The sequence below is a fragment of the Mycobacterium sp. genome, assembly GCF_002863225.1.
Lineage (GTDB): Bacteria > Actinomycetota > Actinomycetes > Mycobacteriales > Mycobacteriaceae > Mycobacterium.
The window spans coordinates 134,490-151,339 of record NZ_PKEK01000050.1; the positions used below are offsets into that span (position 1 = coordinate 134,490).

The window sequence follows — 16,850 nt, forward strand, 5'->3', positions numbered from 1 at the left end:
TGATAGAGTTCGCAGGTGCCCGCGACCAGCGAGTTGATCTACTCACCCTTCTCCAAGTCGGTCTTCGACGATCCCTATCCGGTGTATCGCCGGTTGCGCTCTGAAGCCCCCGTCTATCGCGACCCCGAACAACGCTGGTGGGTCTTGTCCCGATTCGCCGACGTGGCGGGCGCGCTCCGCGACTGGGAGACCTACTCATCCAAACTCGGTCCGGCCCCGGAGAATCCGGACGACGACGGTCGGAAGTACTCGGTCATCTCGATGGATCCGCCGCGCCACGATCGCATCCGCGGTGTGCTGAAGGGGTTCTTCACCCCGCGGGCGGTCGCCGCGCTCGAAGGCGCGTTGCAATCGGTGGTGGACCATCATCTCAATCGGCTGCAACCCGGTACCACCGTCGACGCCATGGAGGCCTTCGCGTTTTCGATTCCCACTGACGTGATCGGCGATCTGCTCGGTGTGCCACACGCGGATCGTGAACAACTGCGCGTGTGGTGGGAGGCCTTCCTCACCCGACACGAAGGCGAGGCCGTCATGCCCGCCAGTGCGATCGACGCGAATCGAAAGATCAGCGCTTACATCGGCGACCTGATCGAAGCCAGGCGCACCGACCCGGGTGACGACCTGATCAGCATCGTGCTGCAGGCCACGTTTCGCGACCCGGACATCGCCGAAGACCGAGCCCTCACCCCACACGAAGTGCTGATGTTCTGCAATCTGCTGTCAGCCGCGGGTTCGGAGACCACCCAGAAGCTGATCTCAAACGGCCTGGTGGCGATGCACGACCATCCCGACCAGTGGCAGCGAATCGTCAATGACCACAGCCTGATTCCGACAGCAGTAAACGAGGCATTGCGCTACGACACACCCAGCCATTGGGTTGCCCGCACTCTCACCCGGCCTGTCGAATTGCACGGTGTCACGATGGACGCCGGCGACTGGGTGCTGTTGCTGCTCGGCAGTGCCAACCGGGACGAGCGGCGTTACGACGACCCTGACCGATTCCTGCTGGACCGCCCGCGTGGCACCGATGTCTACTTCGGCTGGGGCATTCACATCTGCCTGGGCCAGTGGCTGGCCCGCCGGGAAGCACAGATGGTTTTCGATCATGTCGCGACCAGGTTCCCGAACTACGCCATCGGTGCGCACAAACGGGTGTTGACCGCGACGGTGCGGGGCTACACCAGTGTGGAGATGATCCTGCGTTGACGGCCGACTGTCAGCCCACATCGGCTTGGGGGTTGCGCACCGTCCCCTCCGAGCTGGCGGCCCACTACCGGAGCCGGGGTTGGTGGGACTCCCGCAGCCTGGGCGAACTGATCGCCGAATCGCTGAATGATTGCAAGGCAATGCCTTTCACAGTGCATTCCGTCCGACGACCCTGGCGTGGCACCGTCGGCGAGGTCGCCGCATCGGCCCAGCGCTTCGCGTCCTGGCTGCGTCGGCGTGGCATCGGACCCGGGCACGTCGTGGTGATGCAGTTGCCCAACTGCGTGGAGGCCGCGGTCACCTTCTGGGGTGCGGCGATGGCCGGAGCCGTCGTGGTTCCCGTGGTCCACTTCTACGGCGGCCGAGAGCTTGAGCATGTGCTTCGCACTACGCAACCATCGTTGCTCGTCACGCCGGACCGATTCGGTCGGCAAGACTATGTGGGTGCGCTGGCCGGCTTGACCGCGGAACTCGGGCTGCCCTGGGTGATCGTCGCCTACGACGGCCCTGCCGACGCCGCCATTCCGACCGGCACCATGCGATTTTCCGACACTCTCGAGGTCGCCGAAACAACTCGAGCCAGTCCGGCCGACCCCGCCGAGCCGGCAATCATCGCATTCACGTCGGGCACGACCCGCGTTCCGAAGGGAGTCGTGCACTCCCACCGCAGTATTGGGTTCGAGGCCCGCCAGAGCGCCGGCATCTCACCGCGGGGTGTCCCGCCTCCGTTGGTTGCCGCGCCCGTCGGACACTTCATGGGCATGCTCAGCGCACTGCTCGGCTCCCTTATCCGGCGGGTGCCGATTCACCTGCTCGACGAGTGGAATCCCGAGCGCGTACTCGGGCTGCTACTCGACGAGGACGTAGGTATCACAGGCGGGGCTCCGTACTTCTTCATCAGCTTGTTGGACCATCCTGATTTCACCGAGAAGCACCTGCGCGGAATGCCGAACGCCGGACTCGGCGGCGCCCCGGTCGCAGGACCGCTAGCGCGTCGTCTCGAAGAACTCGGCATCCGGGTGATGAGATGCTATGGCAGCACTGAACATCCGACGACCACCGGTTGTGATTTCGACGAGCCCGCCGGACGACGCCTGACCACCGACGGTCATCCCTTGACTGGTGTCGATGTTCGCCTCGACGAGAACGGCCAGATATGCAGCCGAGGGCCGGACCTCTTCATCGGCTACACCGACGAGCGACTCACGGCTGCGGCGTTCGACGACGACGGGTGGTACCGCACGGGTGATGTCGGCAGGATCGATCCCGAGGGCAATCTCACCATCACCGACCGTATCTCGGACGTCATCATTCGGGGGGGTGAGAACATCTCGGCGCAGGAAGTCGAGGAGCTGCTGATGGCGATGCCCCAGATCGCCGAAGTCGCCGTGGTCTCCGAGCCCGACGACAAATTCGGCGAGCGCGCGGTCGCCGTCATTCGGACGCAGGTCCAGCACGGTGCGCTCGATCTCGACGCGCTGCGCCAGCATCTGGCCGCGGCTGGAATGGCCAAGCAGAAGTGGCCGGAGTCGATACGCTTGGTCTCGGATTTCCCGAGAACACCATCGGGAAAAATCCAGAAGTTCGCGCTCCGGAATGCTATTCGCACGGAAGGGCTGTCGTCGAATGACCGATGATGCGGGTAGCGCGCTGCGGATCGTGCAATGGACGACGGGAAACGTCGCGCGCGAGGCGGTCAAGGCCGTCATTGGGCGGTCGGATCTCGATCTGATCGGTGCCTACGCACGGTCACCGGATAAAAGCGGCATCGACATCGGCAGACTGTGTGGCCTGGGCACCGACATCGGCGTGGCGGCAACGTCGAACGTCGATGAATTGTTGGCGATGCGCCCCGACTGCGTGATTCACACTCCACTGTTTCTCGATGTTCCCGAACTGGTAGAGATACTTCGCGCCGGCGCGAATGTGGTGACCAGCGCCGAGTTCCTCACCGGACGCAACCTGCCCGACGATGATCAGTCAGCGTTGGCAGACGCGTGCCGCGAGGGCAACTCGACGTTGTTCGGCAGCGGAATCAACCCCGGGTTCATGCAGATGGCCGCCGCCGTCGCGACCGGCATGTCGACAGATGTCCGGAGCGCGTCGATGACCGAATCGGTCGACGTATCCCAGTTCATCGGAGATGCCAACTTCGCCGCAGTCGGCTGGGGGCGACCCGCGAACGACGTCGGGCACGCCGACGACGTTCGCCGTGCGACCGCGGTGTTTGCCGAAGCGGTCGACCTCTTTGCGCGGATCATGCGCGTCAAGCTCGACGACATCACCTGCGCAGTCGAGTTCGCCCACGCCATCGAGGATTTCGTCGCAGACGGCGTCGTGATTCCGGCCGGAAACGTAGCGGGTATGGAGGTGAAATGGTCGGGCTACGCCGGTGGCCGCGAAGTGCTCAGCGTCAATCAACGGTGGGTCGCGACGACGGCCCTGGATTCAGGCTGGACCGTGGAACACGGATACCGCCTGGAGATCGATGGTGATCCGAATGTCCACGTCCAATTCAACATGTTCCCGACGGTCGAAGATCTGGCTGACCTTACCCGAGAACGCATGCGCGGCATCGGGTTACGCGCCACCGCGGCACCACTCGTGAACGCCATTCCGGCGGTGTGTGCGGCTGGGCCCGGCATCGTGACATACGCCGAGCTGCCCGTTCTCAGCTCACCGCTGCAACTCGGCCGGAATCAGACCGCCTCGTAGACCTCATACTGGAGTAGGCCGTCGCGGAATGCGCCCTTCGCTACCCCCAGCACCCGGGTCAGCCACTGGTAGCGGTCGTCACCCGTCTCGAAGAACATCGATGAGAAGATCGTGCCGGTGTCGGTGTTCATCCGACCCAGGTAGCTGACGAACACCGTTGCACCATCATCGGTTTGAAGGGTGAGACGCGCATCGATCAGAATTCTGCCGGATGGCTCGACGAACGCCCAGTCGGCGGCGGCCTGACCTTTGAGCGACGCCTTCAGCCGCTCGCCCTCATAGCGGGCGGCGGTGATCTCACCGATCGTCCGACTCCCCGAGGGCCCCGATGAGACGGCGATGGGCTCGGCGAGTTCGTAAGTCACGTGGCAGAGCGGGCGCAATCCCGCGCCGAGTTCGGACATCATTCGATCCTCCCCATCAACGCGCTGATTCCGCGCTAACGAACTCGGTCACCGCACCATGACAGGACTTCGGATCCGCGATCAGCCGTCCATCCAATCGTTCGGCGAGGACTACACCACAATCGTTCAGGTGCGACTCGGCGGAAGCGATCGCGCTGGTTTCGAAGATGCAGGAATGGATGATCTCGCCGTTGTCCGCCAAGTCTTTCGCGGCGATGCTGTCATCGGAGGTGGGTTTGATGAGCTCGACGATCGTGTTGGCGCCGAAGCTGATCCGGCGGCGCAGACTTCCCGCTACGTCGTCGTCATCAGAAAGCACACATGCACCCAAGGTTCGGTAGATCGTCGTCGCCCGGTCCAGATCGTCAACCACGACGCCAATACGCCATCCGGTGATCGCCGCCGGGTGGTGGTTCCAATCCCGCACTGTCCAGCCCGGCCGAAACCGGGGATCGTCCCACTTTCCCGGGACGCCCAGTGGGCCTGGCCGTACCTCGGTGAAGGGCATGAATTCAAGTTGACCGGCCGTATCCTTCGGGTGGGTGAACACCGGACTCATCGGCTGAGCCGCCATCGCGTCGCGCCCGGACCCAGCCAGTCCGAAACACCGCACGCCGACCTCGGTGAGTGCGTCGTACACCTCTGCGGGCGGGCTGTCGACAAAGTAGGCGGCGGCATGCAGGTGCGGCCCAAATCTCGACAAGAACTTGCCCAGCGGAAGGTGGGCGCCCTCGGGCGTCGGTTGCATTACGTCGACGGCCAAGTCGCCGATGGCGACCATTGACGCCCAGCGCTTCTCGGCATCCAGCCACTCGTCGGTGAAGATCTCTTTGGCGCCGAATACGCTTCGGTACCAGTCGGTGGCGCCGCTATAGTCGTCGACGACGTGGTTGACGTGCCACTGTTTGCCGATTTCGATCACCGGCGACTCCTTCTGTGTCACGACAGATGTTGAGTGAATCGATGTTCGCCAAGTCGCCAGCATCGTCACGAAGCGGTCCCGGTAGATGCCCTGCGCCAGAACACGCAACGTCTCGGGACAGTAAATCACCTGTTGTCTACCTGACTAGCTCTAGGCTCGAGCATCCGTCCGGGCAACGGCGCCGGATTACCTGTTGCTGCGCACAGCGTCGCGAAGTGCACAATGGAGTGCTGGTGGACAGTTGAACGATCGACGTATTAATGTTTATCAACTCCGGCTCGCCGAGCTGAGACCCACCGCGCTGAATGGTCCGATCCTTCGGCCCCGAGAAGTGTGGAGGACGGTTCTGATGCGGGTCGGAGCGATTCCTGTGCACCAGCTCGTTGGAAAGACCCTGTCCACCAGTGTGATTACCGCATGTCACTGATCACCGAGCGACTCGCCGAGGCCATCGGTGTCTGGCAAGAACAGGATGCGCCGTCGTTTCCGATCGAACGGTCCGACATTCGCCGTTGGGCAATCGCCACCTACTGGCCGGAGCCGCCACCGCGGCTCTACTGGGACGAGGACTACGCGCGCACGACCCGCTGGGCCGGCATCATTGCGCCTGACGATTTCAATCCGTTCGCGTGGCCCGTCGAACCGCTGGACTCGGGCCCCGCGCGGTACGCACTCCCGCAGCCCGGTGAACCCGGTCAGCGCATGCTCAACGGCGGAGTCGAGTTCGTCTTCGGGCAGCCGATGCGCCCCGGTGATGTGATCACGGGCCGCTGGCGACTGCAGGACGCCACCGAACGCGCGGGACGGTTGGGCCAGATGCTGTATCTGAAACTGGAGCGCGAATTGCGTAATCAGCGCGGCGATGTGGTCCGCACCCGCATCGACACCGTGATCCGGTACTGATATCGAAGGACGGGACTTTCGTGTACATCAACGGCGAATGGCAGTCGGCCGCTTCAGGGAAGACGTTCGAGTCCGTCAATCCCGCGACCGGGGAGGTGCTCGGCAGTGTCCCCGACGGGGACCGTGCCGACACCCGCCGAGCTATCGCCGCCTCGGCCGCTGCGTTGCCGGATTGGCGGGCCCGCAACGCATACGAACGCGCCGACATCCTCGTCACAGCCCACCGGCTCATGCTTGAGCGCCGCGAAGACCTGGCCACCTTGATGACCAAGGAGCAGGGCAAGCCGCTGCGGATGGCGCGCAACGAAGTCGGGTACGCCGCCGATTTCCTCTTGTGGTTCGGCGAGGAGGCGAAAAGGGTTTATGGCGAAACGATTCCGTCGGCGCGCACCGATCAACGCTTCCTGGTCCTGCAGCAACCCGTCGGGGTGTGCGCGGCGATCACCCCGTGGAATTATCCGATCTCGATGATCACCCGCAAGGTGGCACCCGCCGTGGCCGCCGGGTGCACCTCGGTGCTCAAACCCGCCGAGCAGACGCCGTTGTGCGCTGTCGAGACGTTTCGGGTGTTCGCGGATGCTGGAGTGCCGCCGGGGGTAGTCAATCTGGTCACCTGTTCGGATCCCGAGCTGTTCGCCGACGAGGTCCTTGCCGAACCGACGGTGCGCAAGATCAGCTTCACCGGTTCCACCGATGTCGGCAAGATGATCGCAGCCCGCGCCGGTGCCACCATGAAACGCGTCTCCATGGAACTGGGTGGTCACGCGCCGTTCCTGGTGTTCCCGGACGCCGACCCCGAGCACGCCGCAAAGGGCGCGGCACTGGTGAAGTTCCTCAACACCGGGCAGGCCTGCATCTGCCCGAACCGGTTCATCGTGCACTCCTCGATCGCGCAGGAGTTCATTGTCGCGCTACGTTCACGCGTTGAAAAGCTGGTTGCGGGTGACGGTTTGGCGAAGGGCACCACTATCGGGCCCCTGATCGACGACGTCGCACTCAAAAAGATGACCCGTCAGGTCGACGACGCCGTCGACAAGGGCGCGCAGGTCGTCGTCGGTGGGACGCGACTGGAGGGTGCCGGATTCGGGGGTGGTGCGTTCTTCGCGCCGACGATCTTGTCCGGAGTCAGCGCGGACATGCTGATCTGCTCGGAGGAGACCTTCGGACCAATCGCGCCGGTGCTGACGTTCGACGACGAAGAAGAGGCCGTCGCGATGGCCAACGCCACCACCTACGGCCTGGCGGGCTACATCTACACCCGCGACATCAGTCGCGCCTTCCGCGTCGCCGAGTCGTTGGACTTCGGCATGATCGGCATCAACGACATCAACCCCACCTCGGCAGCAGTCCCGTTCGGCGGCATCAAGGAAAGCGGGCTTGGCCGCGAAGGCGCCCGCGCCGGCCTCTCCGAGTACCTCGACACCAAAGTCCTCGGAATCGCACTCTAGGCGCACTCATGTCCATTGACTTCCAGGCCATTCGTCCCGGCGACCGTATCCCTGAGTTCGTGCGCACGACCGGCTTCGCAGAGTGGAATCGCTACGCCGCGGTCAACGACGAATTCATTCCCATCCACATGGACGACGCGGCCGGACGCGCCGCCGGCAACGAAGCCGGCGCATTCGGCATGGGCAACTTGCGGCTTGCGTACCTGACGAACATGCTGCGCGCGTGGATCGGTGATAACGGTGAGATCCGTTCTCTCAACGCCAAGTACAAGAGCATGAATCAAAAGGGCGACGAACTTCGCGCCGTAGGCGAGATCGTCGGCAAGGAAGTCGTTGACGGGGTCGCATTGGTACACCTCGCCATCGATGTCGTCGACCAGAACGGCACCAGCACGACCCCTGGTACCGCGACCGTTGCGCTGGCGCGGTCTGTGTCGTCGGCCGGCTAGGAGAACACGCCCGGCGATTTCGAGTAGTCGACGGTGGACAGTTCGGTCATACCACCGTCGATGTGCAGAACCGTCCCGGTCACAAAGGCGGCATCGTCACCGGCGAGAAACGCCACCGCGGGTGCGATTTCGGCGTCCGGGTCGGCGCCGCGCTTCATCGGTGACGCCTCGGCGGTCCGGGTGTAGTTGTCCCATTCCGTACCGATCATGCCGCGCTGTACATCGGTCAGGGCGAACGGACACACCGCGTTGACCCGGATGCCGTGGGAGGCCCACTCGTTGGCGGCTACCTTGGTGAGGGCCCCGATGGCTCCCTTGGCCGCAGAATAGGGTCCGGTGTAAGCGATTCCGCCCAGAGCTGATCCCGAAACGAAATTGATGACCGACGCTTTGCCGGCCGCTTTCAGAAATGGGTGCGCCAGCTGCATGAATCGGAAGGTCGCCTTCGGACCGGTCGCCTCGGACAACTCCCAGTCCTTGTCGGTGACGAGTTCCAGCGCCTTGGGCATCGCAAAGTACTGGGCCGCGTTCACCAGCACGTGCAGCGCACCACCGGTCGCTGACGCCTCGACTGCTGTTGCGATCTCGTCTCGCTTGGCCACGTTGGCCTTGACGAATGTTGCAGTGCCACCTTCTTTCTCGATGAGTGCGATGCACTCGGCGGCCTTCTCGTCGTTCAGATCCACGATGGTGACCTGCGCCCCCTCGGCCGCCAGGCGCCGGGAGACAGCTCGGCCGAGCCCTTGCGCTCCACCGGTGACCAATGCGTTTCGGTCGTCGAGGCGGCCCATGCGATCCTCCTGATGTAACAGTTGAACAATTATCGTTCTATCATTCAGTATGATGACAGATTCCGGGGCTCGGCTTGGTGAAGGGGTGCAGATGCGCGTACTCGTCGATCGCGATCTCTGCGAATCCAACGCGGTCTGCGTCGGGATTGCCCCGGACGTCTTCGAACTGGACGACGAGGACCTCGTGGTCGCAATGATCGACGGAGTTCCGGCTGACCGCGAGGACGCCGTACGCGAAGCAGTACAACTCTGCCCGAAGGTCGCGCTGACACTGCGCGAGCACGCCTAGGCCGAGCCGCATGCACATCGGATTGACTGCCGAACAGGAGATGCTGCGTGACACCGCGGCACGCCTGGCCGACTCGATGGCGACCGGGAACCCGGACGCCGTGGCTACCGGTGATCTCCTCGACAGGCAGTGGCGACAGCTTGTCGAACTCGGTTTGCCCGCGCTACGCGCTCCAGGGTCGTGCGGACTCGACGCGAGCGGCATCGAGACCGCTGTCACTCTCGAGGAGTTGGCCCGCAGACTGACTGCGGTACCGGCGCTCGGCCAGGCGGTGCTGGCCACCGAACTCCTATATGCCGCAGGGGCCGAGAAGGAAGTCGCACTGGTGGCTGAGGGTGCCTTACGGATCACCCCGGTCCTCGACGCAGACCTTTCCGACTTCGCAACCTCGACCGGTTTCGGTGTGGCCGTCGACGCCGCCGGGGCGACCCACGTGCTCTACGCCGTTCGCGAGGGTGACACGCGACGACTGTGGTCCGCTGCGCTGGCTCCCCCGAAGCCGGCAGACGATGGCGGTCTCGACCTCACACGCTCGATGCGCGCAGTCACCGAGTCCGACGTGGATTCACCGGCGGCGCTGGCGGAGCCGATCAGCGCAGACCGGTGGTCGACCGTCCACGCGATGGCGTTGACGGCCGTCAGCGCCGATCTGGTCGGCGTGAGCGCAGGTGCGCTCGACGACGCCGTGCGCTGGGCGGGCGAGCGCGTTCAGTTCGGCGTGAAAATTGGCTCGTTCCAGGCGATTCAGCATCTGCTGGCTGACTCGCTCGTCCGGTTGGAGGGGGCGCGCAGCTGTCTCTGGCATGCCGCCTGGGCCGTCGACCATCTCCCAGCAGACGATGCTCTGCTCGCCGCGCGGACCGCGAAAGCCTACGCGTCGGCCGCGGGTCGCGACATCGTCGAGACCGCGATGCAGGTTTTGGGTGGCATCTCGATCACCTGGGAGCACGCGGCGCATCTTCGCCTGCGCCGGACTCTGTTGAGCCGCAGATTATTTGCCGACGAGAACGCTCACTACGAGGCCATCGCGGCTATGCGATTGGCCGACCGCGAATTGGGCTAGCGAGGATCCGTGGATTTCACCGACACACCCGAAGAAGCCGAGTTCCGCGCCCGACTTCGCAACTGGCTAGCCGAACATGCGGCGGACGTGGTGGTTCCGGAGGATCCGGCCGCACGGGCCGACGCCGCCAACGCATGGCACCACACTCTTTACGAGGCGGGATACATCGGACTCTCCTTCCCGACCGAGTACGGAGGTCATGGACTCTCACCGATTTACGAGGCCATCCTCAACGACGAACTCGGTCGCTCCGGTGCTCCGCCGATCGAAGGGGTCGGACACCTTTCGAACGCTCTGCGGCTGTTCGGTTCGGATCGGCAGCGCACGGAACTACTGCCGGGTCTGTTGTCTGGTGCGGTGCGGTGGTGTCAGGGATTCAGCGAACCCGAAGCGGGCTCAGACCTCGCGAGTCTCAAGACCCGCGCCGACGCGGTCGAACGCGATGGCCGACCTGTCTTCTGCGTCAACGGTCGAAAAATCTGGACTAGCTTCGCTGCTGTCGCCGACTGGTGCTTTCTACTGTGCCGCACCGAATTCGATGCCGCCAAGCACGCCGGTATCTCGGTCTTACTGGTACCGATGTCGACGCCGGGAATCGAGGTCGCCCCCATCGTCAACGCGGCGCGAAACCGCGAGTTCGCCGAAGTGACCTTCTCCGATGTCGAGGTACCCGCCGAGAATCTGTTGGGCGAGCGCGGCCAGGGCTGGTCGATCGCCAGTCAGCTTTTGGCTTATGAGCGCGGGCCGAGCGACATCAACTGGATCAGCCGCCTCGCGGTGCAACTACGCGCACTCGAGGACGATGTGCGAACCGGCAGGCTTCCTGACTCGGCGACGACCCGTGTTCGCCTCGGTCAGGCCTACACCGAACTGCGCGCGTTGCAAGTGAAGGTGCAGCGCTCGCTCACCGACCGCCTCGCCGGCGCTCTGCCGGGCGCCGAGGGATCGGTCGACAAACTTCTGATGGGCCGGGCCGATCAGGTGTTCGGTCACACGATGATGGATCTTCGCGGCAGTACGCCGCTGCTGAGCGAGGGTCTGGAGTGGGACACCTACGTCTGGTCGCGCGCGGCCGGAATTTATGGCGGTACCGCGCAGATCCAGCGCAATATCGTCGCGCAAAGGGTTCTCGGCCTGCCGCGCGCCTAGAACCTAGAGGAGCGTCACGCGACTGACGTCCGTCATTGACAGTCGTCAGGGAAAGGCGGTAGCGTGCCGGAATGGTGACGGCCACTTCCGGCACGGAGGAGCAGAAGCCCAGCGTCCGCGAGCTTCGACGACTCGAGACGAGGGCGCGGTTGTACGACGCCGCGATCGAGGAAATCAGCAGCAGGGGTCTCGCCGGTGCCGATGTCACGGCTATTGCAAACACCGCGGGCGTTGTGCGCGGCACGTTCTACTTTCACTTTCCGACCAAGGAGCACGTACTCGTCGAGTTGCAGCGCAATGAGGAACGCGCGATCGTCGCCGATCTGGCCCGCGCGCACCTTGCACCTGACGATCTCGAGGCGGCCCTGACCTTGCTGGTTCGGCGCGTACTGGGTGCCAGAAAGCGTTTGGGCACAGTGGTTTTTCAAGACATGCTCGGCTTGCACTTCTCATCGTCCCGTCCAGTCGAGGATGAGTTCGCCGAACACCCGGTCGCGCAGTTGCTTGTCGAGCTCATTACCGCCGCCCAGAACTCCGGCCGCGTCGCGGCGAGTGCCGACGCTGTCGAACTTGCGATGTTCTTCGGCACCGGCCTTTTTGCCCTGCTGGCCACCGGATCCCACGACATGACGGTGTTGAACCGTTATGTGACAACAATTCTGAAGGGGATTGAAACGAGATGAGTCCGAACACCGTCGAGGGCTACCGCGACTACCTGCTACGCCGCGACGGCGATGCAGATCAGCTCAATCGACGGTTGGCTAATCGCGAGCAGTTCTTCGACGACCTCGTCGCGGATCCCGTCACATCCCGGTACCACGCCGACCAGAAAACCTTTCTGCGCAATCTGAGTCGCCGTCGCCCTGAATCGGGACTAGACCACAAGATGCTGTTCTTGCTGGCCACCGCCAAGATGAACCAAGCCGAGCGGTTCGGCGTCGGACTCGGCGAGACATACGGTCGCAACAGCGTCGGAGAGGTTCCGGTCGAGCGCGTGTACATCGAACTCGAGGAGCACTATCACACGCGGTTGCTCGCTTACACGCTGGACATGTTCGACCTGGCTTTTCAGGTGATGCCCCCGCCCTTCGTCATGCGGCAGTTCGTCAAGCTGAACGTCTTTGTGCCGGAGCGGCTTCGCGTCGCGTTCGTAGGAGCGGGCGAGATGGCGGGGTGCGTCATGTTCGATGAGCTCAGGCGTGCAGGAGTCGCGCTGTTCGCCGACGAACCCGATGTAGCCGCGCGGATCGATTTGCTCTACACCGAGATCCTCACCGACGAGATCGGACACGTCGGATACTGCGCCTCGCGTTGTACACGACCTGAACGAGCGTTGATGCGTCGTCTGTACCCGCTCGTAGGAAGAATGATCGCTCGCCAGACCGCGGAAATCATTCAGCTTGTCGATCGCGACAAGCTTCTCGCCAGGTTGCAGGAGCCATTCGACATCGGCGCGCTGACCGCCGGACTCCGGACCGAAAGCTACTTGATCCGACAGCCCTGAGCGCTCAGCGACTGCGGTAGTGCTCGAGCGCGTCGATCATGCCGGCCAGCCGCCGTTCCATCAGTTCGTCTCCCTCGCCTGCGTCGATCTTCTTTGTGACCTCTTCGATCTCGGCAACGAGACGCTCAGCCGCCTCGCCGCGAGTCAGGAGATCCTGGTCGACCCAGTCATCTTGTGGAATGCGGTCGCTTGGGTCCATGCTCGCCCTTCCGTTGAGCTCGCGGTATAGTCAAGTGATCAGAATCTGTTCAATTGTTCCGCACAGGATCGCAGCTTAACAGCTAAGACCGCGAAGGATCGACGATGCCGTTGCAGCCCGCCATGAAGCTATTGTCCGTCGACGACCACCTGATCGAGCCTCCCCACGTGTGGACCGATCGGTTGCCCAAGAAATATGTTGAGGACGGCCCGCGCATCGTGGAGTTTCCCCGCGAGGGCAGGCCGCCCATGCATCAGTGGGTCTACGAGGGTCGCAGTTATCCCAACATCGGGTTGAACGCGGTCGCCGGTAAGTCGCCTGAGGAATTCGGTGTCGACCCGGTGCGCTACGACGACATGATTCCGGGCTGCTACGACCCGAAAGCGCGCTTGGCCGACATGGACATCGACGGTGTGCATGCCATGCTCTGCTTCCCGTCCTTCCCGAGATTCTGCGGCACGGTGTTCCTCGAGGGAACAGACAAGGACCTCGCGCTGCTCAGTGTGCAAGCGTGGAACGACTTTTCGCTCGACGAATGGTGTGCCACCGACCCCGCTCGCTTCATTCCGATGATGATCAGCCCGCTGTGGGACACCCAGTTGATGGTCGCTGAGATCGAGCGCAACGCGGCCAAGGGCTGTCGCGCGGTAGGACTGCCCGACAACCCGATGAATTTGGGTCTGCCGAGTTTCCACACCCCGCATTGGGATCCAGTCTGGTCCGCCTTGGAGGAGACGAACATGACGGCCGTCATGCACTTCGGTTCGGGCGGCATGCCACCGTCGACGGCGCCCGAGGCTCCGTTCGCGGTCATGGTCACGTTGATGGGCACGACATCGATGGCCGCGGCCATCGAGTTGGTCTTCTCACCGGTCTTCCACAAGCACCCCAACCTCAAAGTGGCGTTCTCGGAGGGTGGGATCGGCTGGATGCCCTATCTGGTCGAACGCGCCGACTACGTCTGGCGTAAGCACAAGTACTACCAGAACATCCACCCCACTGTCGCACCGTCAGAGCTGTTCCGCCGCAACATCACCGGCTGTTTCATCGAGGACGAAGTCGGCGTGGCGATGCGCCATCAGATCGGGATCGACAACATCACCTGGGAGTGCGACTACCCACACTCCGACTCCTTCTGGCCCAAGAGCCGCGCCCGTGCTGAGGAGATGCTGGCGTCGGTGCCCGACGACGAAGCGGCCAAGATCGTCGAACTCAACGCCCGACGCTGGTATGCGTTCCCCGAAGAGGGCTTCAAGGCCTCTACCGCCGACAGTGGCTGGCGGCCGAACAACGGCGAGCCGCCGGACTACGACTACGACGCGGTGATGTCAGACCATGGCGGCGTCGGCTACGGCGCTTTCATAGAGAACCTCGCCAAGCAGATGGCTAACAAGGAACAGAAGAGCTAACCTAGCGGCGTCGCAATATCGGTCGCGGTGTCGCGTCCGCGCAGGGTCCGCGCCGCAACCACTTGCCAGTGAGCGGTCTCCCGGTCTCCGGCAAGTGCCAGTGCGGTGCCCGAGGCAGCCACCCCGCCTTCGGTTTTCGCGTACTCGGACAACCGTGCCGCCTCGTTGACCGGATCGCCGATGACCGTGTACTCGTAGCGGCGGAGATCGCCGACGTTACCCGCCACCGCAGTCCCGGCGGACACCCCGATTCCCGCCGACAGTCTTAGCCGACCCGAGGCCAGCGTTGCCGAAAGCTCACGTGCCGCAGCGAGCGCAGCACCCGCGTGATCCGGAATAGGTTGCGGTGCACCGAAGATCGCGAGTGCGGCATCTCCTTCGAATTTATTGACCCAGCCGCGATGCCTTTCGACGATGTCGACGACCACGGCGAAGAACTCGTTGAGCAGCGCGACGAGATCCTGGGGCGGCATGTCCAGCGCCATGCGCGTCGATCCGACCAGGTCGACGAACACCACAGCCACTTCGCAGTTCACCCCGCCCATCTGCGGAGCGGAAGACTCCTCGGCAAGCCGTGCAACCTCCCGGCCGACCTGGCGACCGAAAAGGTCACGCAACCGTTCCCGCCCTCGCAGACCCTCGGCCATTGAGTTGAACCCGGCCTGCATGCAAACCGAGCTCGGAGGCATCGAATACCGGCACAGTGACGTCGTAGTCGCCTTCTGCGATCCGCCCATACCGTCGCGCACCTCCTCGATCGGGTCCGCCGTTGTGGCACCGGTGAAGATCGTCACCGTCAATCCGCTGAGGACCGCCGCGCCGCCGAGACCGAGAACCGCCACCGCGAGCCGATCGCCGGGATAGTCGACGACCAGCGCGCTGGCAGCAACGAGAAGCAACATCAGCAACGGCACACCGGTGCCGACCACCCAGGCGGCTACTGCGCGCAGACGAAGGCCTGGACGCTGCTGCCTACTCGGCGGGTGCTCGGTGAGCACCGGTGCCACGTGGGGCCGAAGCACCCGGGTACACCACCAGTAGGTCAATGTCGCCGTCACCGTCCCGCCGAGCAACGTAGCGATACCCAACGTGGTCGCGAGCCACGGTCGCCTCACGTTCACGATTGCGAGCAGAACCGCCGCCGAAGTCCAGACGGTTGCACTGAGAAGCGTCAACCGAGCCGGGATCGTCATCAGCGCGGCGTGCCGAAAGGCTTCGGTCGCAGGTGCGCGCACCGTTGTCCAGCGAACCCCGAAGGCGCACGCCGGCGGAACGGCCGTTGCCACGAAGAGTGTTGCTGCGACGACATTGACGCGTAGTACGTCGGGCTCACCCAACGCCGCTCCGGTCGGAAGGGCACGCGAGGCCAGGACTCCGATCACCGCGGCGCCACACATGGTCGGCACCAGCGCACCCAACGCCAGCGCCAACCGCACGCCCGGACGCACAACGTGCTCCCGGCCGAGCGTCATCAGGACTGCGATGTGGTGAGAGCCGATCGCCAGTCGGTGATCGCCATCAGCCGGCCAGTCGACGCGAGCGTGAGAAAGAGCGTCCGTTCGTCATTGCCGAGGGTGAGGTTGGTGGTCATGGGATCATCGAGCCGTAGCGCCCCCAGCAACTCTCCGGACGGCGAAAACGCCGTCACCCCACCGACACCCAGAGTTGCCACCAGGATGGTGCCGTCACCCGCCACGCACAGCCCGTCCGCGCCACCGATGTTCAGCGGGCCCCCGCTCGGGACCGTCGCGAGACCGCGACCGCCGGCGATGCGCCCAGGCCCGGACAGCTCGAACTCCCACACCCTGCGGGTGCGGGTTTCGGCGACGTAGACGCGGTTGCCGTCCGGTGACAGCGCGACTCCATTCGGCATTTCGAGGGGGTAGACCACCTCCTCGAGCCGACCGTCGGCCGTTCCGTAGAGCAATCCGGTCATGGTGCGGCTTCGTCCCTGCGTAGTGCCCCCGTCGGTGACGTAGAAGCCACCCTCGCGATCGACGGAGATGTCACTCGGCCGGACCAGAGGTGTCGAACGTCCACCCCGGGCGGTGAATTCGGTCGCAAGTGTCGTCACCGCACCATCGGGGTCGACGATTTGGAGTTGCGGCACAACCGGATCGCCGGCCGGGCCCACCGGCCGGAATAACTGAGCGCAGCCGGGAAGGTCATACGGCCACCAGCCGATCCCGAAGGTGGAGCCACCGTTCTGGCAGACCACCAGGCGGCCGTCGGGAAGCAACCCGACGCCGTTGGGGCCTCCCCCGACGTCGGCGAGGAGTTCGGCTGAGCCGTCGGGCTGCAGCCGCGTGATACGGCCGGCGGCCATCTCGGACACGACGACCGATCCGTCGGGGTAGGCGATCGGACTCTCCGGGAATTCGAGTCCCATTGTCAGA

General features: G+C 64.1%; 18 protein-coding genes. 12 read left to right on the forward strand and 6 right to left on the reverse strand.

Features of this window, described 5'->3' with window-relative positions:
• Nucleotides 1–15 precede the first annotated feature (15 nt).
• The 3 genes from CYU59_RS16765 to CYU59_RS16775 all read left to right on the forward strand — a co-directional run bounded on the left by CYU59_RS16765 (nt 16) and on the right by CYU59_RS16775 (nt 3,924).
• A complete protein-coding gene (locus CYU59_RS16765; RefSeq protein ID WP_292991671.1) occupies nt 16–1,209 on the forward strand; it encodes a cytochrome P450 in 1,194 nt (397 codons plus the stop codon).
• A 140-nt stretch (nt 1,210–1,349) separates the two neighbouring features.
• The gene (locus tag CYU59_RS16770; protein ID WP_292991674.1) at nt 1,350–2,846 is read left to right on the forward strand and encodes an AMP-binding protein; all 1,497 of its coding nucleotides are present in this window, start codon (nt 1,350–1,352) and stop codon (nt 2,844–2,846) included.
• Nucleotides 2,836–3,924 carry a dihydrodipicolinate reductase gene (locus CYU59_RS16775; RefSeq protein ID WP_292991677.1) on the forward strand — a complete coding sequence of 363 codons (1,089 nt, stop codon included), beginning with the start codon at nt 2,836–2,838 and terminating at the stop codon, nt 3,922–3,924. The genes CYU59_RS16770 and CYU59_RS16775 overlap by 11 nt, the downstream gene beginning before the upstream one ends.
• Here CYU59_RS16775 and CYU59_RS16780 read toward each other — a convergent pair.
• Together CYU59_RS16780 and CYU59_RS16785 are read right to left on the reverse strand one after the other, a co-directional pair.
• On the reverse strand, nt 3,909–4,328 hold the full coding sequence (locus CYU59_RS16780) for a DUF3237 domain-containing protein (protein WP_292991680.1): 420 nt from the start codon (nt 4,326–4,328) through the stop codon (nt 3,909–3,911). The genes CYU59_RS16775 and CYU59_RS16780 overlap by 16 nt on opposite strands.
• Nucleotides 4,329–4,344: 16 nt before the next feature.
• Nucleotides 4,345–5,250, reverse strand: coding sequence for a hypothetical protein (locus CYU59_RS16785; RefSeq protein ID WP_292991683.1), 906 nt, complete (start codon nt 5,248–5,250; stop codon nt 4,345–4,347).
• A gap of 417 nt (nt 5,251–5,667) precedes the next feature.
• On the opposite strand from CYU59_RS16785, the gene CYU59_RS16790 reads away from it, so the two are divergent.
• From CYU59_RS16790 to CYU59_RS16800, 3 genes are read left to right on the forward strand one after another with little or no spacing between them, the layout of a single operon-like run.
• On the forward strand, nt 5,668–6,153 hold the full coding sequence (locus CYU59_RS16790; RefSeq protein WP_292991685.1) for a MaoC family dehydratase N-terminal domain-containing protein: 486 nt from the start codon (nt 5,668–5,670) through the stop codon (nt 6,151–6,153).
• 20 nt (nt 6,154–6,173) lie between these two features.
• On the forward strand, nt 6,174–7,601 hold the full coding sequence (locus tag CYU59_RS16795; protein ID WP_292991687.1) for an NAD-dependent succinate-semialdehyde dehydrogenase: 1,428 nt from the start codon (nt 6,174–6,176) through the stop codon (nt 7,599–7,601).
• Between the two features lie 8 nt (nt 7,602–7,609).
• Nucleotides 7,610–8,050, forward strand: a complete 441-nt coding sequence (locus tag CYU59_RS16800) for a MaoC/PaaZ C-terminal domain-containing protein (RefSeq protein ID WP_292991689.1) — start codon at nt 7,610–7,612, stop codon at nt 8,048–8,050.
• Here the strand turns inward: CYU59_RS16800 and CYU59_RS16805 are convergent.
• The gene (locus tag CYU59_RS16805) at nt 8,047–8,841 is read right to left on the reverse strand and encodes an SDR family NAD(P)-dependent oxidoreductase (protein WP_292991692.1); all 795 of its coding nucleotides are present in this window, start codon (nt 8,839–8,841) and stop codon (nt 8,047–8,049) included. The two genes, CYU59_RS16800 and CYU59_RS16805, sit on opposite strands and share 4 nt — an antisense overlap.
• 91 nt (nt 8,842–8,932) lie before the next feature.
• On the opposite strand from CYU59_RS16805, the gene CYU59_RS16810 reads away from it, so the two are divergent.
• The 5 genes from CYU59_RS16810 (at nt 8,933) to CYU59_RS16830 (ending at nt 12,846) form a co-directional block, all read left to right on the forward strand.
• Complete coding sequence (locus tag CYU59_RS16810) at nt 8,933–9,130, forward strand: ferredoxin (protein WP_292991862.1); 198 nt, start codon at nt 8,933–8,935, stop codon at nt 9,128–9,130.
• A 10-nt stretch (nt 9,131–9,140) separates the two neighbouring features.
• Complete coding sequence (locus tag CYU59_RS16815) at nt 9,141–10,193, forward strand: acyl-CoA dehydrogenase (RefSeq protein WP_292991695.1); 1,053 nt, start codon at nt 9,141–9,143, stop codon at nt 10,191–10,193.
• 9 nt (nt 10,194–10,202) lie between these two features.
• Nucleotides 10,203–11,342 (forward strand): acyl-CoA dehydrogenase family protein, encoded by a 1,140-nt coding sequence (locus CYU59_RS16820; RefSeq protein ID WP_292991697.1) that lies wholly within the window; start codon nt 10,203–10,205, stop codon nt 11,340–11,342.
• A gap of 71 nt (nt 11,343–11,413) precedes the next feature.
• On the forward strand, nt 11,414–12,025 hold the full coding sequence (locus CYU59_RS16825; RefSeq protein ID WP_292991699.1) for a TetR/AcrR family transcriptional regulator: 612 nt from the start codon (nt 11,414–11,416) through the stop codon (nt 12,023–12,025).
• Nucleotides 12,022–12,846, forward strand: a complete 825-nt coding sequence (locus CYU59_RS16830; RefSeq protein WP_292991701.1) for a hypothetical protein — start codon at nt 12,022–12,024, stop codon at nt 12,844–12,846. Before CYU59_RS16825 ends, CYU59_RS16830 begins: the two co-directional genes overlap by 4 nt.
• Before the next feature lie 4 nt (nt 12,847–12,850).
• Here the strand turns inward: CYU59_RS16830 and CYU59_RS16835 are convergent, their stop codons facing one another.
• Entirely contained in the window at nt 12,851–13,045 is a 195-nt protein-coding gene (locus CYU59_RS16835; protein WP_292991703.1) for a hypothetical protein, read from the reverse strand.
• 104 nt (nt 13,046–13,149) lie between these two features.
• On the opposite strand from CYU59_RS16835, the gene CYU59_RS16840 reads away from it, so the two are divergent.
• Nucleotides 13,150–14,454, forward strand: coding sequence for an amidohydrolase family protein (locus CYU59_RS16840; RefSeq protein ID WP_292991705.1), 1,305 nt, complete (start codon nt 13,150–13,152; stop codon nt 14,452–14,454).
• Here the strand turns inward: CYU59_RS16840 and CYU59_RS16845 are convergent.
• Nucleotides 14,451–15,926 carry an adenylate/guanylate cyclase domain-containing protein gene (locus CYU59_RS16845; RefSeq protein WP_292991707.1) on the reverse strand — a complete coding sequence of 492 codons (1,476 nt, stop codon included), beginning with the start codon at nt 15,924–15,926 and terminating at the stop codon, nt 14,451–14,453. The two genes, CYU59_RS16840 and CYU59_RS16845, sit on opposite strands and share 4 nt — an antisense overlap.
• Nucleotides 15,926–16,843 (reverse strand): SMP-30/gluconolactonase/LRE family protein, encoded by a 918-nt coding sequence (locus CYU59_RS16850; protein ID WP_292991709.1) that lies wholly within the window; start codon nt 16,841–16,843, stop codon nt 15,926–15,928. Before CYU59_RS16850 ends, CYU59_RS16845 begins: the two co-directional genes overlap by 1 nt.
• Nucleotides 16,844–16,850 lie beyond the last annotated feature (7 nt).

Bases quoted from the DNA above. Each gene is read 5' to 3' on its own strand.
- CYU59_RS16770 (WP_292991674.1), top strand. From the start codon at position 1,350: ATGCCTTTCACAGTGCATTCCGTCCGACGACCCTGGCGTGGCACCGTC.
- CYU59_RS16840 (WP_292991705.1), top strand. From the start codon at position 13,150: ATGCCGTTGCAGCCCGCCATGAAGCTATTGTCCGTCGACGACCACCTG.
- CYU59_RS16790 (WP_292991685.1), top strand. From the start codon at position 5,668: ATGTCACTGATCACCGAGCGACTCGCCGAGGCCATCGGTGTCTGGCAA.
- CYU59_RS16845 (WP_292991707.1), bottom strand. From the start codon at position 15,926: ATGACGCTCGGCCGGGAGCACGTTGTGCGTCCGGGCGTGCGGTTGGCG.
- CYU59_RS16850 (WP_292991709.1), bottom strand. From the start codon at position 16,843: ATGGGACTCGAATTCCCGGAGAGTCCGATCGCCTACCCCGACGGATCG.
- CYU59_RS16835 (WP_292991703.1), bottom strand. From the start codon at position 13,045: ATGGACCCAAGCGACCGCATTCCACAAGATGACTGGGTCGACCAGGAT.
- CYU59_RS16780 (WP_292991680.1), bottom strand. From the start codon at position 4,328: ATGTCCGAACTCGGCGCGGGATTGCGCCCGCTCTGCCACGTGACTTAC.
- CYU59_RS16810 (WP_292991862.1), top strand. From the start codon at position 8,933: ATGCGCGTACTCGTCGATCGCGATCTCTGCGAATCCAACGCGGTCTGC.
- CYU59_RS16805 (WP_292991692.1), bottom strand. From the start codon at position 8,841: ATGGGCCGCCTCGACGACCGAAACGCATTGGTCACCGGTGGAGCGCAA.
- CYU59_RS16830 (WP_292991701.1), top strand. From the start codon at position 12,022: ATGAGTCCGAACACCGTCGAGGGCTACCGCGACTACCTGCTACGCCGC.
- CYU59_RS16800 (WP_292991689.1), top strand. From the start codon at position 7,610: ATGTCCATTGACTTCCAGGCCATTCGTCCCGGCGACCGTATCCCTGAG.
- CYU59_RS16775 (WP_292991677.1), top strand. From the start codon at position 2,836: ATGACCGATGATGCGGGTAGCGCGCTGCGGATCGTGCAATGGACGACG.
- CYU59_RS16825 (WP_292991699.1), top strand. From the start codon at position 11,414: ATGGTGACGGCCACTTCCGGCACGGAGGAGCAGAAGCCCAGCGTCCGC.
- CYU59_RS16815 (WP_292991695.1), top strand. From the start codon at position 9,141: ATGCACATCGGATTGACTGCCGAACAGGAGATGCTGCGTGACACCGCG.